This window comes from Aedoeadaptatus coxii (genome assembly GCF_001553115.1).
In the GTDB taxonomy this organism is placed as follows: domain Bacteria; phylum Bacillota; class Clostridia; order Tissierellales; family Peptoniphilaceae; genus Aedoeadaptatus; species Aedoeadaptatus coxii.
This window is the reverse complement of record NZ_KQ960181.1, coordinates 57,646-74,047: the sequence shown is the minus strand read 5'-3', so window position 1 is coordinate 74,047 and position 16,402 is coordinate 57,646. Positions and strand designations below refer to the sequence as shown.

19 protein-coding genes are annotated in these 16,402 nt (G+C 47.6%); 11 read left to right on the top strand and 8 right to left on the bottom strand.

Translation table 11 applies throughout. From position 1 onward, the window contains the following. Positions 1-37: 37 nt before the first annotated feature. Complete coding sequence (gene tyrS, locus HMPREF1863_RS06035) at positions 38-1,264, bottom strand: tyrosine--tRNA ligase (RefSeq protein WP_068368596.1); 1,227 nt, start codon at positions 1,262-1,264, stop codon at positions 38-40. Positions 1,265-1,500: 236 nt separating this feature from the next. Between tyrS and HMPREF1863_RS06030 the strand changes: the two genes are divergently transcribed. From HMPREF1863_RS06030 to HMPREF1863_RS05980, 11 genes are all read left to right on the top strand, one after another. Continuing rightward, positions 1,501-2,676: an NAD(P)H-hydrate dehydratase gene (locus tag HMPREF1863_RS06030; RefSeq protein ID WP_068368593.1), complete on the top strand. Its 1,176-nt coding sequence runs from the start codon at positions 1,501-1,503 to the stop codon at positions 2,674-2,676. Positions 2,677-2,721: 45 nt separating this feature from the next. Then, positions 2,722-3,063 carry a type II toxin-antitoxin system PemK/MazF family toxin gene (locus HMPREF1863_RS06025; protein ID WP_068368590.1) on the top strand — a complete coding sequence of 114 codons (342 nt, stop codon included), beginning with the start codon at positions 2,722-2,724 and terminating at the stop codon, positions 3,061-3,063. 119 nt (positions 3,064-3,182) lie between these two features. Next, entirely contained in the window at positions 3,183-3,626 is a 444-nt protein-coding gene (locus HMPREF1863_RS06020; RefSeq protein WP_068368587.1) for a hypothetical protein, read from the top strand. 12 nt (positions 3,627-3,638) lie between these two features. Continuing rightward, complete coding sequence (locus tag HMPREF1863_RS06015) at positions 3,639-4,754, top strand: glycosyltransferase (protein ID WP_068368583.1); 1,116 nt, start codon at positions 3,639-3,641, stop codon at positions 4,752-4,754. A gap of 1 nt (position 4,755) precedes the next feature. Next, positions 4,756-5,238, top strand: a complete 483-nt coding sequence (locus HMPREF1863_RS06010; RefSeq protein ID WP_068368580.1) for a DUF4330 domain-containing protein — start codon at positions 4,756-4,758, stop codon at positions 5,236-5,238. Positions 5,239-5,241: 3 nt separating this feature from the next. After that, positions 5,242-5,802 (top strand): hypothetical protein, encoded by a 561-nt coding sequence (locus HMPREF1863_RS06005; protein ID WP_068368577.1) that lies wholly within the window; start codon positions 5,242-5,244, stop codon positions 5,800-5,802. Continuing rightward, positions 5,787-7,157 (top strand): O-antigen ligase family protein, encoded by a 1,371-nt coding sequence (locus tag HMPREF1863_RS06000; protein ID WP_068368575.1) that lies wholly within the window; start codon positions 5,787-5,789, stop codon positions 7,155-7,157. The genes HMPREF1863_RS06005 and HMPREF1863_RS06000 overlap by 16 nt, the downstream gene beginning before the upstream one ends. Beyond that, positions 7,135-8,235: a polysaccharide pyruvyl transferase CsaB gene (gene csaB, locus HMPREF1863_RS05995; protein WP_068368572.1), complete on the top strand. Its 1,101-nt coding sequence runs from the start codon at positions 7,135-7,137 to the stop codon at positions 8,233-8,235. Before HMPREF1863_RS06000 ends, csaB begins: the two co-directional genes overlap by 23 nt. Next, complete coding sequence (locus tag HMPREF1863_RS05990) at positions 8,210-9,025, top strand: WecB/TagA/CpsF family glycosyltransferase (RefSeq protein ID WP_068368569.1); 816 nt, start codon at positions 8,210-8,212, stop codon at positions 9,023-9,025. The genes csaB and HMPREF1863_RS05990 overlap by 26 nt, the downstream gene beginning before the upstream one ends. After that, entirely contained in the window at positions 9,015-11,003 is a 1,989-nt protein-coding gene (gene tkt, locus HMPREF1863_RS05985) for a transketolase (protein ID WP_068368566.1), read from the top strand. Before HMPREF1863_RS05990 ends, tkt begins: the two co-directional genes overlap by 11 nt. Continuing rightward, positions 11,000-11,344 carry an FMN-binding protein gene (locus tag HMPREF1863_RS05980; RefSeq protein WP_068368563.1) on the top strand — a complete coding sequence of 115 codons (345 nt, stop codon included), beginning with the start codon at positions 11,000-11,002 and terminating at the stop codon, positions 11,342-11,344. Before tkt ends, HMPREF1863_RS05980 begins: the two co-directional genes overlap by 4 nt. A gap of 120 nt (positions 11,345-11,464) precedes the next feature. Here the strand turns inward: HMPREF1863_RS05980 and HMPREF1863_RS05975 are convergent, their stop codons facing one another. The 7 genes from HMPREF1863_RS05975 to HMPREF1863_RS05945 are packed head-to-tail and all read right to left on the bottom strand — an operon-like array spanning position 11,465 to position 16,338. Beyond that, on the bottom strand, positions 11,465-11,854 hold the full coding sequence (locus HMPREF1863_RS05975) for a C-GCAxxG-C-C family protein (protein WP_068368560.1): 390 nt from the start codon (positions 11,852-11,854) through the stop codon (positions 11,465-11,467). Continuing rightward, on the bottom strand, positions 11,844-12,788 hold the full coding sequence (locus HMPREF1863_RS09135; protein WP_068368557.1) for a 4Fe-4S dicluster domain-containing protein: 945 nt from the start codon (positions 12,786-12,788) through the stop codon (positions 11,844-11,846). Before HMPREF1863_RS09135 ends, HMPREF1863_RS05975 begins: the two co-directional genes overlap by 11 nt. A 15-nt stretch (positions 12,789-12,803) precedes the next feature. Then, positions 12,804-13,451, bottom strand: a complete 648-nt coding sequence (locus HMPREF1863_RS05965; protein ID WP_068368554.1) for a TIGR04283 family arsenosugar biosynthesis glycosyltransferase — start codon at positions 13,449-13,451, stop codon at positions 12,804-12,806. Continuing rightward, entirely contained in the window at positions 13,444-14,121 is a 678-nt protein-coding gene (locus HMPREF1863_RS05960) for a TVP38/TMEM64 family protein (RefSeq protein WP_068368550.1), read from the bottom strand. Before HMPREF1863_RS05960 ends, HMPREF1863_RS05965 begins: the two co-directional genes overlap by 8 nt. Further along, entirely contained in the window at positions 14,084-14,782 is a 699-nt protein-coding gene (locus tag HMPREF1863_RS05955) for a TVP38/TMEM64 family protein (protein ID WP_068368547.1), read from the bottom strand. The genes HMPREF1863_RS05960 and HMPREF1863_RS05955 overlap by 38 nt, the downstream gene beginning before the upstream one ends. Beyond that, the gene (locus tag HMPREF1863_RS05950; protein WP_068368544.1) at positions 14,779-15,510 is read right to left on the bottom strand and encodes a TIGR04282 family arsenosugar biosynthesis glycosyltransferase; all 732 of its coding nucleotides are present in this window, start codon (positions 15,508-15,510) and stop codon (positions 14,779-14,781) included. The genes HMPREF1863_RS05955 and HMPREF1863_RS05950 overlap by 4 nt, the downstream gene beginning before the upstream one ends. Before the next feature lie 51 nt (positions 15,511-15,561). Beyond that, entirely contained in the window at positions 15,562-16,338 is a 777-nt protein-coding gene (locus tag HMPREF1863_RS05945; protein WP_068368542.1) for a rhodanese-like domain-containing protein, read from the bottom strand. Positions 16,339-16,402: the final 64 nt, after the last annotated feature.

Below are 16,402 nucleotides of genomic sequence, written 5' to 3'. Positions count from 1 at the left end.
AAAAGCACCTACTACTCTTGTAGTAGGTGCTCTCTTTTTATTTAAGTTTAAATAAGTGGTGAACTTTTTTTCCTTTACGAACGTGTACGCCTTTTTCCAACGCTTCTTTCGAAACGATTTGATCATGGGCTTCGGCTTTTTCGTCGTCGATGGAAACGCCGCCTTGTTTAATAAGACGTCTGCCTTCGCTGGTGGAAGCGATTAAATCGCCCTTTAAGAGAAGATCTACGACGGTAATGCCGCCTGTAACATCGTCGGCGTCTAATTCGGTGGTGGGCATATTTTCCGTAGCGCCGCTGCCGCCGAAGAGGACGCGGGAAGCTTCCAATTGTTCGTCGGCAATGTCTTTGCCGTGAACTTCCGCGGTGATTTCCCAAGCCAAGCGTTCCTTCGCCTTATTCAGTTCTTGTCCTTCAAGTTTTGCGTATTCGGCGATTTCGTCGTCGCTGACGTCAGTTAAGAGTTTCATAAATTTAATGACGTCGCGGTCGTCGGTGTTACGCAGGTATTGGAACATGTCGTGTGGCGGCGTCTTGTTCGGATCGAGGAAGATGGCGCCTTTCATCGACTTGCCCATTTTTTGTCCGTCGGCAGTGGAAAGCAATTTGAACGTCATGGAGTAGACTTTTCCATTTTCCAGTTTGCGCACTAAATCGTAGCCGCCGAGCATATTGCTCCATTGATCGCTGCCTCCTAATTGCAATTGGCAATCGTATTTTTTGTAGAGCACGAGGAAGTCGTAGGATTGCATGAGCATGTAGCCCATTTCAAAGAAAGTAAGCCCTTGATCCAAACGATTAGCGTAAGCGTCGAGTTTTAACATTTGGTTTACGGAGAAGTGCACGCCGATATTGCGCATAAAATCCAGGTAACCTAAATCCAAAAGCCAGTCGCCGTTATTGGCGATAATGGCTTTTCCGTCGTTGTAATCGATGAAATGGGAAAGTTGTTTTTGGAAACAGTCGATATTGTGGGCGATGTCTTCTTTGGTCAACATTTTACGCATATCCGTACGGCCCGAAGGGTCGCCGATAAGGGTGGTGCCGCCGCCGAAAAGAGTGATCGGTCTGTGACCTGCTCTTTGGAAGTGTTGAAGCACTTTAACTTGTAAATAATGGCCTAGAGTTAAAGAGTCGGCAGTCGCGTCGAAACCGATATAGAACGTAATCGGCCCTTCTGCCAAACGTTCTTTCAGTTCTTCCGGGAAAGTTACTTGATCGATGTAACCTCTTCGTTCTAATAGGTCAAATACATTTTCAGTCATAATGCCTCCTTTTTAAGCACAAAAAAAGACTTTGCGAAAGGGCGTCGTGTAACGCGGTACCACCTTTCTTCGCATAAAGCCTTAAGAAAATATTATACTCCGGCGTTGTAATTTTGAGGACGCCTTCATCGTATATGTTAAATTTGTTCTCCATTCTATCTTGATTGAAAAGACTTGTCAAGAAAATTTTCAATGTTTTTAAAATATCTGTGCTATGATAAAAATAGGAGGCGCATATGATAGGAATCGATATGGTTTACATTCCCCGCATTGCGGAAGCATTGGCGCGGAGAGAAGAAAAGTTTTTAGAGAAAATATTAAGCGGCGACGACATTAACAATTTGAAAAACAGAACGCCGGAACATATTGCCGGTATTTTTGCCGCAAAGGAAGCTATGGGAAAAGCACTGGGCGAGGGAATTTTTTCTACCGGGCTTAAACACCTGCACGTCGGGAAAAATAATGCGGGGAAACCCTACGGATTTTATAAAAATACATATTTTCATCTTTCCATTAGCCACGAAAAGGATTATGCTATAAGTATAGCTCAGATAGTGAGTAAACATTATCCTTACGAAACTTTCTCCCTCGATCCCCAATGGGTTCGTCTTCTTCCTAAAATGAAAAGAGACGACCACAAGGGAAGTCGGGGAAAGGCGGCGATTATCGGTGGAAGCCCGGGAATGTACGGGTCGGTGGATTTGGCAACTCGCGCCCTTTTAAGAAGCGGCACCGGTTTGGCGTACGCCCTTCTTCCCGAAGAATCCGTCGCTTCCTTTGCCCTCCGCGCCATGGAAGTAATCGTGAAAAACAGGGAGGATCTTTCCCTTTTAGACGATATGAAGGCCGTGGCCATTGGGCCCGGCATGGGACGAGACGAAAAAAGTTTCGATCTTTTCAAAAAAGTTTATTCCACGGAAAGCAAACCTCTCGTCGTGGACGCCGACGGCCTCTTTCACTTATCGCACTATAACAAACGTCGAGATCATATGATTTTAACGCCCCACGAAGGGGAGATGGCGCGGCTAATTCGTCGCGATGTAAAGTGGGTTCATGAAAATCGAGTGGAAGCGGCGAAAATGTGCCAATCCCTTTACGGCGGCGTCGTCGTGTTAAAGGGAAACGATACGGTCGTAACCGATGGGAAGAGAGTGTATCTTAACCCTACGGGAAATGCCGGCATGGCAACGGCGGGTAGCGGCGATGTGCTGACGGGCATTATCACGTCTTTTTTGGCCCAAGGTTTGGATTATTTTCATGCCGCCGGCTTAGGGGTATATGTTCACGGAATGAGCGGAGACATAGGCGTTTTACATAAAAGCCGCCACGGCCTTATCGCCTCCGACTTAATCGAGTATCTTCCCGACGTTTTTCTTTTAATGGAAAAATTTGAAGGGCATCTGAGCTACTGAAGCAATAGCTTTACTTATGACAACTAAATAGAAAGGGTGTGATCCATGATTATAAAACGAGGAGACATCTTTTATGCTGATCTTTCGCCGGTTGTCGGTTCGGAACAGGGCGGGGTGCGTCCGGTGGTTATTTTACAAAATGACGTAGGGAATAAATATTCCCCCACTACCATCGTCGCCGCCATTACGAGCCAAATGAACAAGACGAAATTGCCGACCCACGTCAAGGTCAAGGCGGCGACCAACGACTTGCCGAAAAATTCGGTTATCTTGCTCGAGCAGGTTCGAACCATCGACAAAAAACGGCTCCGAGAAAAAATCGGAAAGTTCAGTTCGAAAATCATGGAGGATATTGACGAAGCAATTAAAATAAGTTTCGGATTATAGTACATAACGGCGATAGGCGCGAGGTTTTTCTCGCGCTTATCGTCGTTTTCATTGGTGTCCACCATTGGATGTTGTATAATAGAAATTGTGAATATTTCTAGTTGAGAAAGGATGAGACTGTGAGAAGCAAATGGAAAAAATGCGGCCCTGCTTTGGCGTTGGCCCTCGTCGTCGGCGCAGCTTTGCCTGCTTTTGCAAATAACGGCGACCCACTGGTTTCCTTAAGTTATCTAAATAAACGTTTAGAACAAATCGAAAGTAAATTAAACGGAGCGGCTCCTGCCCAGGGCGGTGCGGCCAATTTGGAAGTTGTGAATTTACAATCGGGCGACGTTTTGATCGTGGCGCAAGGCACGGAAATGATTCCCCGTACAGGTTCTTTAACCGCCATCGCCGGTGCCAGCGGCGGACTTAGCGATATTACCGAAGGCGCCAATCTCGATCAGGATAAAAAAGCGCCCTTAGACCATTTACTTATCGCACCGAGAAGTGACGGTCGAGGTTTAAAAGCGAGGACGGATGCCATCGTCATGGTGCGCGGAAGCTATCGTGTGGATAAATAGTGGGAGCAGACGATGAAAATTCTTCATCTTATTAGCGGCGGCGATACCGGCGGGGCAAAGACCCATATTTATACTTTGCTGAAAGGTCTGGAAGAATATTCCGACGTCAGCATGGTGTGCTTTACCCCCGGCCCCTTTCTCGACGGAGCAAGGGCATTGGGAATCGACGCCCGTCTTGTGGAGCAACAAAACCGCTTCGATATGGGGGCTTTAAAAGAAGTGGTGGCCATGATCCGCAGGGAAAAATTCGATCTCGTGCACTGTCACGGTGCCCGAGCCAATTTTAATGCCCTCTACTTGCGGCGTCGCGTGGATATCCCCATGGTGACGACGCTGCATAGTGATTACTTATTGGATTTTAAAGACAATTTTATTAAAGATAAGGTATTTACACCTTTAAATCGCTACGCCTTGAAACGCTTCCCGTACTATATTGCCATTACGGAGCGGTTTAAAAATATGCTTATTGAGCGGGGGTTTCCTTCGGATCGCATCTTTGTCGTCTATAATGGCATCGATATGAAAAAGGAAGAGCGCCACGTGGATCGAGATGCTTTTCTCGCACGTTACGGGCTGGAAAAATTTAAGGATCGTATGCTCTTTGCCACCGCCGCACGGTTGGATCTCGTAAAAGATCATCGCACCCTTTTAGCCGCCATCGATAAGGGGCGGGAAAATTTAAAGGGCGCCCACTTTTTAATCGCAGGGGAGGGAGCCGACGGCGCGTATTTAAAACAATATGTAGCCGAACACGGTTTAGAAGATTTGGTGACCTTCTTAGGTCAGGTAGACGATCCCTTCAGCTTATACTATGCATCGGAAGTTAATGTTCTAACCTCCGTTTCAGAAAGTTTCCCCTATGCCTTACTGGAAGGGGCAAAGGCGAAGATTCCTTTTATCGCTACAGATGTGGGGGGAATCGGGGAAATGGCGGGAGATGCCGCCTTTACCTTTGAGCCTAAGGATGTAGAGGGGCTGTCGCAAAAGCTGATCTATGCCCTCAAGCATCGGGACGAAATGAAATCCCGCGGCGAATCCCTCAATGCATTTGTAAACGAACATTTTTCGGAACACGCCATGGCAAAAAGCCATGTCTCAATTTATAAACACATTCTCGAAAGGAGATAGCATGATCGATCGTAAAGGAAGACTCTTCGGCAAGATCAATATTATCGATTTATTGTTTTTGCTGATTTTAATCGTGGCCGTCGTAGGAGGTTTCTCCCGGATGCGCCATTCGCCGGTGGCAATCGAAAAGACATCCAAAGGAAAAGTAACCCTTCTCGTAGAAGAGGTTCGTATGCCGTCGGTGGAAAACATTATGGAAGGCTCCGAACTTTATTCCTTTGAAAAGGGAAGCTATTTTGGAAAGGTCAGCGCGAAAAAAGTAGTGCCCTTCGAAGATGCTACGGAATATAAAGGCCAATGGATTAATGCGCCGGTACCCGACAAATATTCCGTTTATGTGGACGTAGACGTGGACATTGCCGAAAACGACAGAGCCTATTTAATTAGCGGCGACGAAGTGCGCGTCGGCGGGGAATATCGCTTAAAATCGAAAACCTGCACCTTTAACGGTATTTGCGTCGGCATCGCCGTCACCGGGGAGTAACGTATGCTTAGTTCCAGTGTGCTGATTCAATTCCTTTACCGTGTCTTAAAGATATTGGAACGCTGGTACGGGGGCAGTCTTTTTCACCGTGTGGTGGCGGGATTTTTAAACGGCCTGGCGATCGCTTATAGGGGAAGTTTTCTCCATCGCATTTTTTACGGATTAATGAACAGTTTCGATCGTTCCGTTTTCTTTAAATGTTTTCGCTTTTTATTCCGCCTCATGAATACGGTGGCGGAATGGATGCGTATTCGCTTGGAAAACGTCGCATCGGGATCCAAACTTATTAACGGCATGGCGCGGTTTCAAACCCTACAGGGCGCTTTGCAAACCGTTGGCATGATCTCCGTCGGATTCGGTTTTTCCCTATTGGTGATCGGTATTTTAAAAAGGGAAGTACCCCTTTGGATAGGGATCCCCTTTTTAGTGATCGGCTTTTTATCCGGATTCCTTTCCCGGAATACGGACGAGAAGCTTCGCAGTTCACGGGGCATGGCGATGGTAAAAGGTGCGGCGAGCTTATTAGTTCATGACGAGGAGGCGACATCGTGGAACGAAAACTAAAATTAAATCCCCTCCTCCTCTTCGCCGTAGGCTTTGTGATCGGCGGCGCTGCCTTGTATTTTAAACTGTCCTTTACCATCGGCCTTTGGGCCGCACTTTTCGGCATCGCCGTATTATTTGAAAATCCCATGGCCGGCATTATCGGCGCCGCTTTCGGTTACATTTTTTTACCGGATACCCTGTGTTTAGCCCTTCTTTACGGCATTTTCGGTCTCTATCTTTTGAGAAAGATCTTCTTAAAAAATCGGCCCTTACAAATTGAAGGGCAGGAGACCATGATCTACGTATACTTTTTAATGCTCGCAGTTCAAACTTTTACGTCTATGATCGTGGCAGGGTCTATACGGGATTTCGCCATTCATACCGGCGGGCTCATGCTCTTTATGATGATCGTCAACGAATCCTACGACGAAAAGCGGCTGCATAAAATCATTACCGCCGTCGTCGTCGCCACGACGATTTTAGCCCTTATCGGCATCGTTCAATACATTGTGGGCGTCGATATAAAAGAAGGCTGGCTCGATGAAAAATTCAACACGGATATTCGGGCGCGCGTCTATTCTATTTTCGGAAACCCCAATATTTTTGCGGAATACCTGGTGATGACCATGCCGCTTACCGTCGGGGTCTTGTGGTCTTCCAAGCGAGACGGGGTGCGCATCAGCTTCTTAGCTATGTTTGCGGTGCAATTGGCCGCCCTGTTCATGACCATGAGCCGCGGTGGCTGGCTGGGGCTTGCCCTTTCCCTGTTGATTTTTATCGTCATCGTACGAAAAGAACTGCTCCTTCTCGCCATTCCCATGGCAGGTGCGGCGGTTTACATTATTCCACAAACCTTTATCGCCCGATTCATGACCATATTTAATATGAACGAATCCTCGGCGTCTTATCGCCTTCAAATTTGGAAAGTGGCGATCAGGATTATAAAAGATAATTTCCTCTTAGGCCTGGGCTTAGGATATATGCCCTTTAAGCGTACCTTTGAGCGGTATTTATCGACTTTGGGTATTTTCCACGCCCACAATACCTTTATCGAAATCTTCGCGGAAATGGGCGTGTTGGGATTTTTCTTCTTTGTATTGTTCGTCATCGCCATTTTCGTCGCCCTCTTCCGCTATCCCATTAAGAGCGAAGACCGGTACATGCGAACCATGGGGGCGGCGATGGTAGCGTCCTTTTCCGGGATGCTGTTCCACGGAATGTTTGAAAATATTTTTTACATGACGAAAATTACGACGACTTTTTATCTCCTTCTCGGCATTGCATTTTCTCTTGCGAGAATGTGCAGACGGCGAAAGGGTTTGGAACTTATGAAAGAAAGGACGGGTGTTTATGGCGAAGAAAGTATTATTTAGCGGCTATTACGGCTTCGACAACAGCGGCGACGACGCCATTTTGCACGCCATCGTAAACGACATCCGCGCCATCGATCCGACGATTCAGTTAAACGTCCTTTCCTACGATCCGGCGCGAACGAGACGACTTTACAATGTGAACGCCACCCAGCGTTTCCATTACGGCTCGGTCAAAAAGGCGCTTAAATCCGCCGATCTTCTGATTAGCGGGGGTGGGTCTTTACTTCAAGATGAAACATCGTCCCGTTCCCTTTATTACTATCTCGGCGTTATGGCCTTGGCAAAACGAATGAAGAAAAAAATCTACGTTTATGCCAACGGCGTGGGCCCTATTCATAAAACCGTTAATCGAAAACTCACCGCAAAAGTTTTAAACGGCGTGGACTTTATTACCCTTCGAGACGACGATTCTCTCGAGGTATTGCGGGATATCGGCGTCACGAAACCTGAAATGGAAGTTACCGCCGATCCCGTTTACGGCATCGAAGGTATCGGCGAAGGGGCGGCTCGCGCCCTTTTAAGGGAAGAGCGTATCCCCGTGGATCGCCGCTTTTTGGGCGTCGCCGTACGCCAATGGAAGAAGGCGCCTGCCCTTGCAAAAAAAATGGCCTATGTGGCGGATCGCGTTTACGAAGAATGTGGCATCGACACACTTTTTACGCCTTTACATTATCCGGAAGATAAACATTTCGCCGACAGCATCAAGGCGGCCATGGTACACAAAGAGCACGGCCACGTGTTGGCGGGAAATTACGCCGTGGAAGAAATGGAAGGCATTATCGGTCTATGCGATGTCATGATCGCCATGCGGCTCCACGCATTGATTTATGCCGTCACATCCAAGACGCCGGTGGTGGGCGTGGTGTACGACCCGAAAGTAAAATCCCAATTAGAAGCTTTGGGCATTCCTTCGGATATTGAGTCGGAAGGAATGGATGAGAAAAAACTTTTAAACGCCGTCGTCGCCACCTTTAACGACGGAGACGGTGCGCGGAAAAAGTTGACGCTCATGCACGATGATCTGCGGGAAAAGAGTAGGAGGAATGTTCATCATGTCTTCGAACTCTTGGAAAAGTAGAGAGAAAATTAAAATCTTCAACACCGTCGTGGATAATATTTCCTTCGACGAAGGGAAGGCAATTTTAAGAGAAATGCTCGGGGAGGAAAGACTCCACACCCTCTTCACCCCCAATACGGAAATCGTCATGGCGTGTCGCGACGATGAGCAACTGGCGGAAGCGATTAATTCCGCCGACCTCGTCGTAGCCGACGGCATCGGCCTTATTATGGGATCCAAGATGAAGCAACATCCCCTGAGAGAGCGGGTAACGGGCTTCGATCTTTCCATGGCCATGTTGGAACTGGCGAAAGAAGAAGACAAGAAAGTATTTTTCTTAGGCGCCGAACCCGGCGTAGGAGAAAAGGCGAGAGAAGAAGTGGAGGCTGTTTACGGCAAGATTGTGGCCGGCGTGCATCACGGTTATTTTAAAGGCGCTCATCGAGGATTCGAGAACCACGAAGAGGAAAAGGCAGTGATCGACGCCATCAACGTATCGGAAGCGGACATTTTATTTGTAGGCCTCGGCTTTCCCAAACAGGAACAGTTTATCTTGAATAATCGGGAGAAATTTTCCCATTTGAAAATCGCCATCGGAAACGGCGGCGTCTTAGATGTATTAGCCGGAAAGGCGAAACGTGCGCCGGATATTTTCATTAAGTTAAACTTAGAATGGTTTTATCGCTTATTAAAAAACCCGTCTCGATTACGGAGACAGCTCGTCATTCCCAAATTTTTATGGACAGTATGGCGCGACGGCCAATCGGTTTCCGTCGTGAAGACGACCAAAGGAGGATCTCATGCAAACTAAAAAGCAATTAGCGGTTAACACTTTACGCGCCCTTTCCATCGATCAAATCGATGCAGCCAACTCCGGACACCCGGGTTTGCCACTGGGTGCGGCACCTATGGCGTGGGCCCTTTGGTCGGGAGCCTTACAATTTGAAAAATCGGATCGAAACTGGGTAAATCGAGATCGTTTTATTTTAAGTGCCGGCCACGGAAGTGCCTTATTATATTCACTTTTCCACGTTTTCGGCCTCGGCCTCGAAGCGGAGGATCTAAAAAATTTCAGACAATTACATTCTAAAACGCCGGGGCATCCGGAATACGGCCACACCGATTGGGTGGAAACGACGACGGGTCCTTTAGGTGCCGGCATTTCCACAGCTGTAGGCTTTGCCATGGCGGAAACGCGATTGGCCGCTCTCTATAACGAAGAAGGCATGAATCTCATCGATCACCATACTTACGTTCTTTGCGGCGACGGAGATTTAATGGAAGGCATCAGCAACGAAGCCTCCTCCATTGCCGGCACGCTGGAACTGGGAAAATTGATCGTCCTTTACGATTCCAATAATATTACCATCGAAGGGGATACTTCCCTTTCCTTTAAGGAGAGCATTGCCGATCGTTACCGCGCATTAGGTTGGCAAGTGCTGACGGTGGAAGACGGCACCGACGTAGACGCCATTTCAAAGGCCATTGAAGAGGCGAAAGAGGAAACGAAGAAGCCGACGATGATCGAAATTAAAACGGTCATCGGGTACGGTTCTCCTCTCGCAGGAAATGCCGGCGTTCACGGCGCACCCTTGGGAGAAGAGAAAAACCTGGCGACGAAAAAAGCCTTGGGCTACGATGTAGCGCCTTTTACGGTGTCCGACGAAGTAAAAGAATACGTGAACGAGATTCTCGCCGAGAAAAAGAAAAACTACGACGCGTGGAAAGAAATGGAAGGGCGCTACAAAGAAAGCTATCCCGAAAAATATAAAGCTTTCATCGCCCATTACGATACAGAAGCGCAAGATCTTTCCTTTATGGACGAGGAAAGCTTCTGGAAGCCTGTGGAAAAAGACATGGCGACGCGCGCAAGCTCCCACGAAATATTGCAACGGGTAGCAGCAGGTATGGGCAACTTATTCGGCGGTAGTGCCGACTTGGCGCCCTCCAACAAGAGCGACATAAAAGGCGCCGGCCAATATAGCGTGAAAAATCGCGAAGGCGCCAATATTAATTTCGGCGTGCGGGAACATGCCATGGCCGCCATCGTCAACGGTATTTATTTACACGGCGGATTCCGTTCGTACGGCGCTACTTTCCTCGTCTTCAGCGACTACATGAAGCCACAAATTCGCCTGGCCGCTTTAATGGGTCTTCCCGTATCCTATATTTTGACCCACGACAGCATCGGCGTCGGCGAAGACGGGCCGACACACCAACCTATCGAACACTTAACCATGCTTCGCAGTATTCCCAACGCCATTACCATCCGCCCGGCGGATTCCACGGAAGTGGCGGCGGCGTGGTACACGGCCATGCATTCCAAAGACAAGCCCGTATCCTTAATTTTGACTCGTCAAACCGTGCCTGAACTCGATGGAAGTTCGAAAGACGCTTTAAAAGGCGGCTATATTCTTAAAAAAGAAGAGGCGAAACTCGAACTCATCCTCATTGCATCGGGTAGTGAAGTGCAATTGGCGTTGGATGCGGCAAAAGCCATTGAAACGGAATCCTTTGGCGTTCGCGTCGTCAGTATGCCCTCTCAGGAATTATTTGAACTGCAATCGAAGGATTACAAAGAAGCCGTTCTTCCAAAAGATGTTCGCCACCGCGTGGCCATGGAAGCGGGCGCGACTATGAGCTGGTACCGCTACGTGGGCCTCGACGGAATGGTTCTCGGCATCGACACTTTCGGCGCCAGCGGCAATGCGAAAGAAGTTTTTGAAACCTTCGGTTTGACGACTGAAGGCGTTACGATAGCTATAAAAGAGTATTTAAATCGCCGATGAAAAAATGGATTTTTCCCACGGTAGCGCTCTTTTTTCTCACGGCTTGTAGCGGCAAAACAGTTTATCGCGACGGCGTGTTTCGCGGCGAGGCAATGGGCTATTCAAAAGAGACGCCTATAAAAGTGGAAGTTACTGTCGCCGGCGGAAACATGGTGTCGGTGGAAGTGGTGGACCACGGCGAATATGTAGAACAAGTGCCACAAGTACAGGAAGCATTAAATACCTTGCCCGGCGCCATGGTGAAGAAAAATACCACGTACATCGATTCCATAGCAGGGGCTACGGAAACTTCGAAAGGCATTAAAGATGCCGTTGAAAAAGCTTTGGAACGAGCAAAATAAAAAGCCCAGCCTGAGGGTGAGCTCGAGATAACCTCCGGAAACGGGGGTTATTTTTTTATTTGCTTGGTTTCGAAGGAAATACTTCGCCGGATTCAAAGGGAAATTTTAATACCGGTGAGGTTATGAATCCAGTAATTTCTGTAAAATGGCGATGCTGTCGGAAACGCATTTCGGGCAATTTTCGGCGATGGAGCCGCTTTCGTAAGCTTTCGCGAGTTCGCCGGGTTTGGAAAAGTCGTAGCCTAAAATCTCTCTGCATTGTGTGGAGCGATGTTTTTCTTTAAAGGCTTTGTCGAAGGAAGCGACTTTTTCGCTTAAATATGTTTCGTCGTCGCCGTATTTCAGCCCGAGCACCATGGTGGCGGCGCTAACGCAACCGCAGGTTTCGCCGCTGTATCTTGCGCCGCCGAAGGGAGCGGCCATGCGGTCGGTGATGTCCTCGCTCAAACCGAATTCTTTTCCGAAAGCACCCAGTACGTTTTGCGCGCAGTTTTTTTCTTTAGATGTCATGGGGAAGCCTCCTAAAGGCCAGCACATTTTTCATGTACTCTGTAGACGGCGCCTCGTTTACACCTAAGAAAGCGGAGAGGATATTGACGATGTGATCCATGTTGTATCGCTGAAAGGCGATGGAGCAGCTGGCGCAATAAGTCCAGATTTCGCCGTAGGTTTCGTGGAGGGCTTGGAATTTTTTCTCTACTTCTTCCGCTACTTCAGGAGTATGTTTTCCGCCACCGCCGAGGCCGCAGCAGTGAATTTTATTATATTCCTTGTGATAGCTTTTTAAATGGGGCTCGATGTATTTAAAAAACTCCAGATGTTCCCGATCGCCGCAGGGAATATAGAGAGGGATATTTTCTTGGGGCAGTTCGTTTAAAAGCCCGCGCTCGTGTAAATACTCAAAAATGGAGATAACCTCGATGTCGCTCCGCCCTTTCATCATATTGTAGCAATTGGGGCAGCAGCAAATAAGGCGCTCGATGCCGCGATCCTTTACGTGATCGAAAATAGAATCGTTTGAAAGTTCGACTCCCGTTTGAGCCACCGGCTTTTTACAACAATCGACGGAAAAATCAATTCCGTCTTCCCTGCAAATCCCAATAAGCTTTTTGCAAGTTTCCGGAAACTGCCCGGGGTAGTTGCAGCCGAGATAGAGTAGACTCTTCGTGTTTTTTTTCTGAACATTGCGCAGAAGATAGGGATTTTTTTGCAGACGAACTTTAAGGCTCGGGAGGGGCTTGTTTTTTCTGTGTTCCATGGCGATACCGCGCCCCGAAATATTCTTGGGGCAAGTGCGTTTGCAATTATCGCAGAGGTAACATTCCCCTTTCAGTTCGGGCCGCGTGGCAAATTCGGACAGGTCCATATCGTAGTGTGCTAAAAAAGGGCAGACCTTTTTGCATTTGCCGCAGTGGATGCAGGAATCCAATGCGTATGAGATCATAATGAACTCCTTTCCTTAATATTCTTTCGCTAAAATCGCAGGATCCACGCCTTTGCGGAAGGCGCGTTGCAAGCGTTGCATATGAAAAATCGTGTGCCAAATGCCGTTCTCTTCAAAGCGTCTGGCGTCTGTAAAGAGTGTGTTTTTTAAAAGGGCGGGCTTGTAGCCTTTTTCTTTTAATCGAATGGAAAGATCGTAATCTTCCATAAGAGGAATATGGCGAAAGCCGCCGATGTCGTCGTAAAGCGCTCGGCGAATAAAAATACCCTGATCGCCGAAAGCGATGTGGCGAAAGCGCACGCGGTTATCGGAATTAAAAGCGACGATGCGCATCATGGCTTTCTTCGAGCGGAAGCGCAGCTTGAAACAGCCCCACTCCGCCCGGCTCTCTTCGATGGATCGAAGGGCGGTTTTTTCGGGGAAGGTGTCTCCGTGTAAAAACCAAAGCACATCCCCTTTTGTCTGTTCTACGGCCAGATCCATTTGTGCGCCGCGGCCCTTCGCCTTTTGGATCTTAGGGTAGCGAATGCGCTCAAAACTTCCGTCGGTAGAGCCGCCGTCTGTAAAGAGAATTTCCCTTTCGCCCTCCAGAGCATCTAAGGCTTTTTGCAGTCGATCAATGTTTTTGATTTCGTTGTAACAGGGGATGATGATACTAATCATTCCGATGCCTCTTATTATAAATCTTCAGGAGAATGAGGGATAGCGCCGTTAAAAGTAAGAGGAAGAAAATCGCCAGCTTAAATTCCGGTGTGCTCGGATCGTGGATTTGCTCTCCTAAATAAATAAAGGCGAAGATCCCCGGCGTAATGCCCACTAAACTTAACACAAAGTAGGGCAGGAATTGAATCTGTAAAATACCCGCCATGTAGTTAATGAGATTGTAAGAGACCAGGGGAATCAATCGGAAGATAAAAAATACGCCTTGACTCGTGCCCGAGGGATGAAAGAAAATCTTCTTGATTTTATCGTTGCTCTTTTTTTCCACCAATTCGCTAATCGGTTTCCGCGCCAGTTTCGCCGCAAGGTAATACATTATGACAATATTCACCGCGCAGCCGATAAGCGTATAGACGACGCCCATGGTCGTTCCGAAAATATAGCCGCTGGGTACGACGAGAAGGGGAACGGGAAATAGAAAAATAGGAAGCGTCGCCCAAAGCAAGATGTAAATGGCAGGCGCCCAAAGTCCGGCGTCGTTTAAAATCGATTGAATCCGTTCTTCCGTAAAATAGTCCTTAATATACTTAAAGGCGACAAAAAAGATTGCCGCCAAAAGTATAGCCGTAAGAATTTTAATCCATTTGGTTTGCTTTTTTGTTGCGTCTGTCATTGTAAACCTTCTTGCCTACAAAAATGGCAATGGAGAGGGCAAATAGAATAAGCAAGCCCATCATTAGTTTTTGTGCGCCGCCTGTAAGGGTACCGCCTACATAGGAATAGACGATGGTCGCCGGAAGTTGACCGAGGCCTGTGGCGACGAAAAATGCGAGGAAGCTCATGCCCGTTAAACCGGCGGCGTAGCTAACCAAGTCGAAACTCATAAAGGGGAGGAGGCGGGCGATTAAGATGGCGTATTTTCCGTAATTTTCGAAAAATTTATCTACGGTTTCGAGCATACCTTTGCCGGTAAATTTTTCGGCGACGTCCCGCCCTAAAATTCTGGAAATATAAAAGCAAAGGGCGGCACCTGCCATGGCGGAAGACCAGGAGAGAATGGCGCCGTTAACCCAGCCGAAAATGGCGGAGTTTGCCAGGGTAATAAAAAATGCGGGAATCGGCGAAATAATGGATTGGAGGACCATTAGAAGGAAGGATACGATGACGGCGTAGACGCCGAAGCTGCGAATGTAGGCGGCGATACCGTCGATGCCTTCGGTTGTGAGGACGCGTATGGCGCGGTTAATTCCCTGATTTACCGAGGGAACGAAAAAATAGACGAGTAAGCAGGCGATAATTATGCCTATGGTTATGATCTTTTTGTTTAGCTTCATAATGTCTCCTTTACGTTATTGGAAATGAAATGAAAGAATGGCATCATAATCGTCGGATGGAGTAGTCCCGATGTATTGTTAGGATCTCTTTTAAATACCTTTAACTCTTTTCCGTCGTTGCTGCAAAACAGAAAACACGTTTCATTTTCCGAAAAAGATGCAATGGGGCATTCCAAAACTTCCGCGGCAAGGTCGCTAATATCGTCGATGTCGCGAATGGTGTCGAGAAGGGCGACGGATTTGCCTTGGGCTTTCGCTTTTTTTACGGTGTTTTCCAGTACATCCTCTTGGCTGTACGTGATCCCCGAAAAAATATCTACGAAATGCGTCATGCCGACGAGGCCGTAGCCGCCGTCGTGGGCAGGACCCAAGACGATGTCCTTTTTTTCCAAAGCGCGGAGAGCATCTGCAATGTAATCTTCGTCGACGCCCATTAAATCCGAGCCGATTAAAAGGGCAGGGCCATGGGGTAATTCCCGTTGCAGGGAGCGAGCCATTTTATCCCCGAGATCGCGTCCTTCCTGTAAAAAGGAAGGCACATTTTTTGCGGGAACCTTGCCGTCGTAGTGGATGACGAGGCGAAAAGGGGTGTTCGCCAAAGTACCATACATTTTTTCGTAGAGATAGGCGACAATGGCATCGACTTTTTCGTCGGGAACATCTTTGCGGAGCCTCGTCTTTCCGTGGCCGGGCTCCGGCGTGCGGGAGAAAAAGATAATGGTATTCATAAAAGTCTCCACAAGAAAAAGGCCTTGTCATTTGACAAGGCACTTTTTAATTTACTTTAATTCAAAGCCGTCAAATTCTTTGGTACCGTCCAAAGAGTTGGTTGCTTCGTGACCTTTTTCAGTTAACTTGGAAGCAATTTCCCAGGAGCGGTTGCCGGAGTAGCAGTAGGTTAAGAACGGTTTGTCGGTGGGAAGTTCGCTGTATTTTGCGTCGAATTCGTCGACTAAAACATTGATAGCGCCGTCTACGTGGCTCTTTTCGAAATCTTTAGCGTCACGAGCGTCGATGATGGTGTATTTGCCGGATTTAGCAAGTTCAACGAATTCAGCGCCGCGAACGTTGGTAACTTTCGTCATGGTCGTGTAGTCGAATTTCTTAACGCCTTCTGCGTTTTTAACGTTTTTGAAGCCGTTGTCTACTAAGATCTTAGCAGCTTCGCCGCTCTTCTTGCCGGAGTTGCAAATGGTAATAACTTCAGCATCTTTTAAATCTTCAATTTTAGAAAGATCTTGTTCAAAAGTATCGAGGGGCATGTTAATAGCATATTTAACGTGGCCTTCGTTGTATTCTTCGGGGCTGCGAACGTCGATAACGGTGACATTTTCTTTAGCCTTGTTATCTTCCATAATTTTGTCGAGTTCTTCACCCTTCATTTCGCCGACTTCAGCTGCAGGTGCTTTTTCCTTGTCTGCATTAGCGTTTGCGTTTGCAGCAGCGTTGTTTTGTGCAGCATTGTTTGCCGGTGCATTTTCAGCTTTCGGACCACAAGCTGTAAGACCTGCGGAAAGTACGAGGGCAAGAGCCACGATATTCAGTTTTTTGTTCATTTAAATTTCCTCCTTGAACTATAAATAACACTACTAGTATTTTAACAAATATTTCACCTTCATC

Excerpts from the sequence above, each read along its gene's own strand:
- HMPREF1863_RS05950 (WP_068368544.1), bottom strand. The coding sequence starts at position 15,510 with ATGAATACCATTATCTTTTTCTCCCGCACGCCGGAGCCCGGCCACGGA.
- csaB (WP_068368572.1), top strand. The coding sequence starts at position 7,135 with ATGGCGAAGAAAGTATTATTTAGCGGCTATTACGGCTTCGACAACAGC.
- HMPREF1863_RS05990 (WP_068368569.1), top strand. The coding sequence starts at position 8,210 with ATGTCTTCGAACTCTTGGAAAAGTAGAGAGAAAATTAAAATCTTCAAC.
- HMPREF1863_RS05965 (WP_068368554.1), bottom strand. The coding sequence starts at position 13,451 with ATGATTAGTATCATCATCCCCTGTTACAACGAAATCAAAAACATTGAT.
- HMPREF1863_RS05975 (WP_068368560.1), bottom strand. The coding sequence starts at position 11,854 with ATGACATCTAAAGAAAAAAACTGCGCGCAAAACGTACTGGGTGCTTTC.
- tyrS (WP_068368596.1), bottom strand. The coding sequence starts at position 1,264 with ATGACTGAAAATGTATTTGACCTATTAGAACGAAGAGGTTACATCGAT.
- HMPREF1863_RS05955 (WP_068368547.1), bottom strand. The coding sequence starts at position 14,782 with ATGAAGCTAAACAAAAAGATCATAACCATAGGCATAATTATCGCCTGC.
- HMPREF1863_RS06025 (WP_068368590.1), top strand. The coding sequence starts at position 2,722 with ATGATTATAAAACGAGGAGACATCTTTTATGCTGATCTTTCGCCGGTT.
- HMPREF1863_RS05980 (WP_068368563.1), top strand. The coding sequence starts at position 11,000 with ATGAAAAAATGGATTTTTCCCACGGTAGCGCTCTTTTTTCTCACGGCT.
- HMPREF1863_RS06010 (WP_068368580.1), top strand. The coding sequence starts at position 4,756 with ATGATCGATCGTAAAGGAAGACTCTTCGGCAAGATCAATATTATCGAT.
- tkt (WP_068368566.1), top strand. The coding sequence starts at position 9,015 with ATGCAAACTAAAAAGCAATTAGCGGTTAACACTTTACGCGCCCTTTCC.
- HMPREF1863_RS06015 (WP_068368583.1), top strand. The coding sequence starts at position 3,639 with ATGAAAATTCTTCATCTTATTAGCGGCGGCGATACCGGCGGGGCAAAG.
- HMPREF1863_RS05960 (WP_068368550.1), bottom strand. The coding sequence starts at position 14,121 with ATGACAGACGCAACAAAAAAGCAAACCAAATGGATTAAAATTCTTACG.
- HMPREF1863_RS05945 (WP_068368542.1), bottom strand. The coding sequence starts at position 16,338 with ATGAACAAAAAACTGAATATCGTGGCTCTTGCCCTCGTACTTTCCGCA.
- HMPREF1863_RS09135 (WP_068368557.1), bottom strand. The coding sequence starts at position 12,788 with ATGATCTCATACGCATTGGATTCCTGCATCCACTGCGGCAAATGCAAA.
- HMPREF1863_RS06030 (WP_068368593.1), top strand. The coding sequence starts at position 1,501 with ATGATAGGAATCGATATGGTTTACATTCCCCGCATTGCGGAAGCATTG.
- HMPREF1863_RS06005 (WP_068368577.1), top strand. The coding sequence starts at position 5,242 with ATGCTTAGTTCCAGTGTGCTGATTCAATTCCTTTACCGTGTCTTAAAG.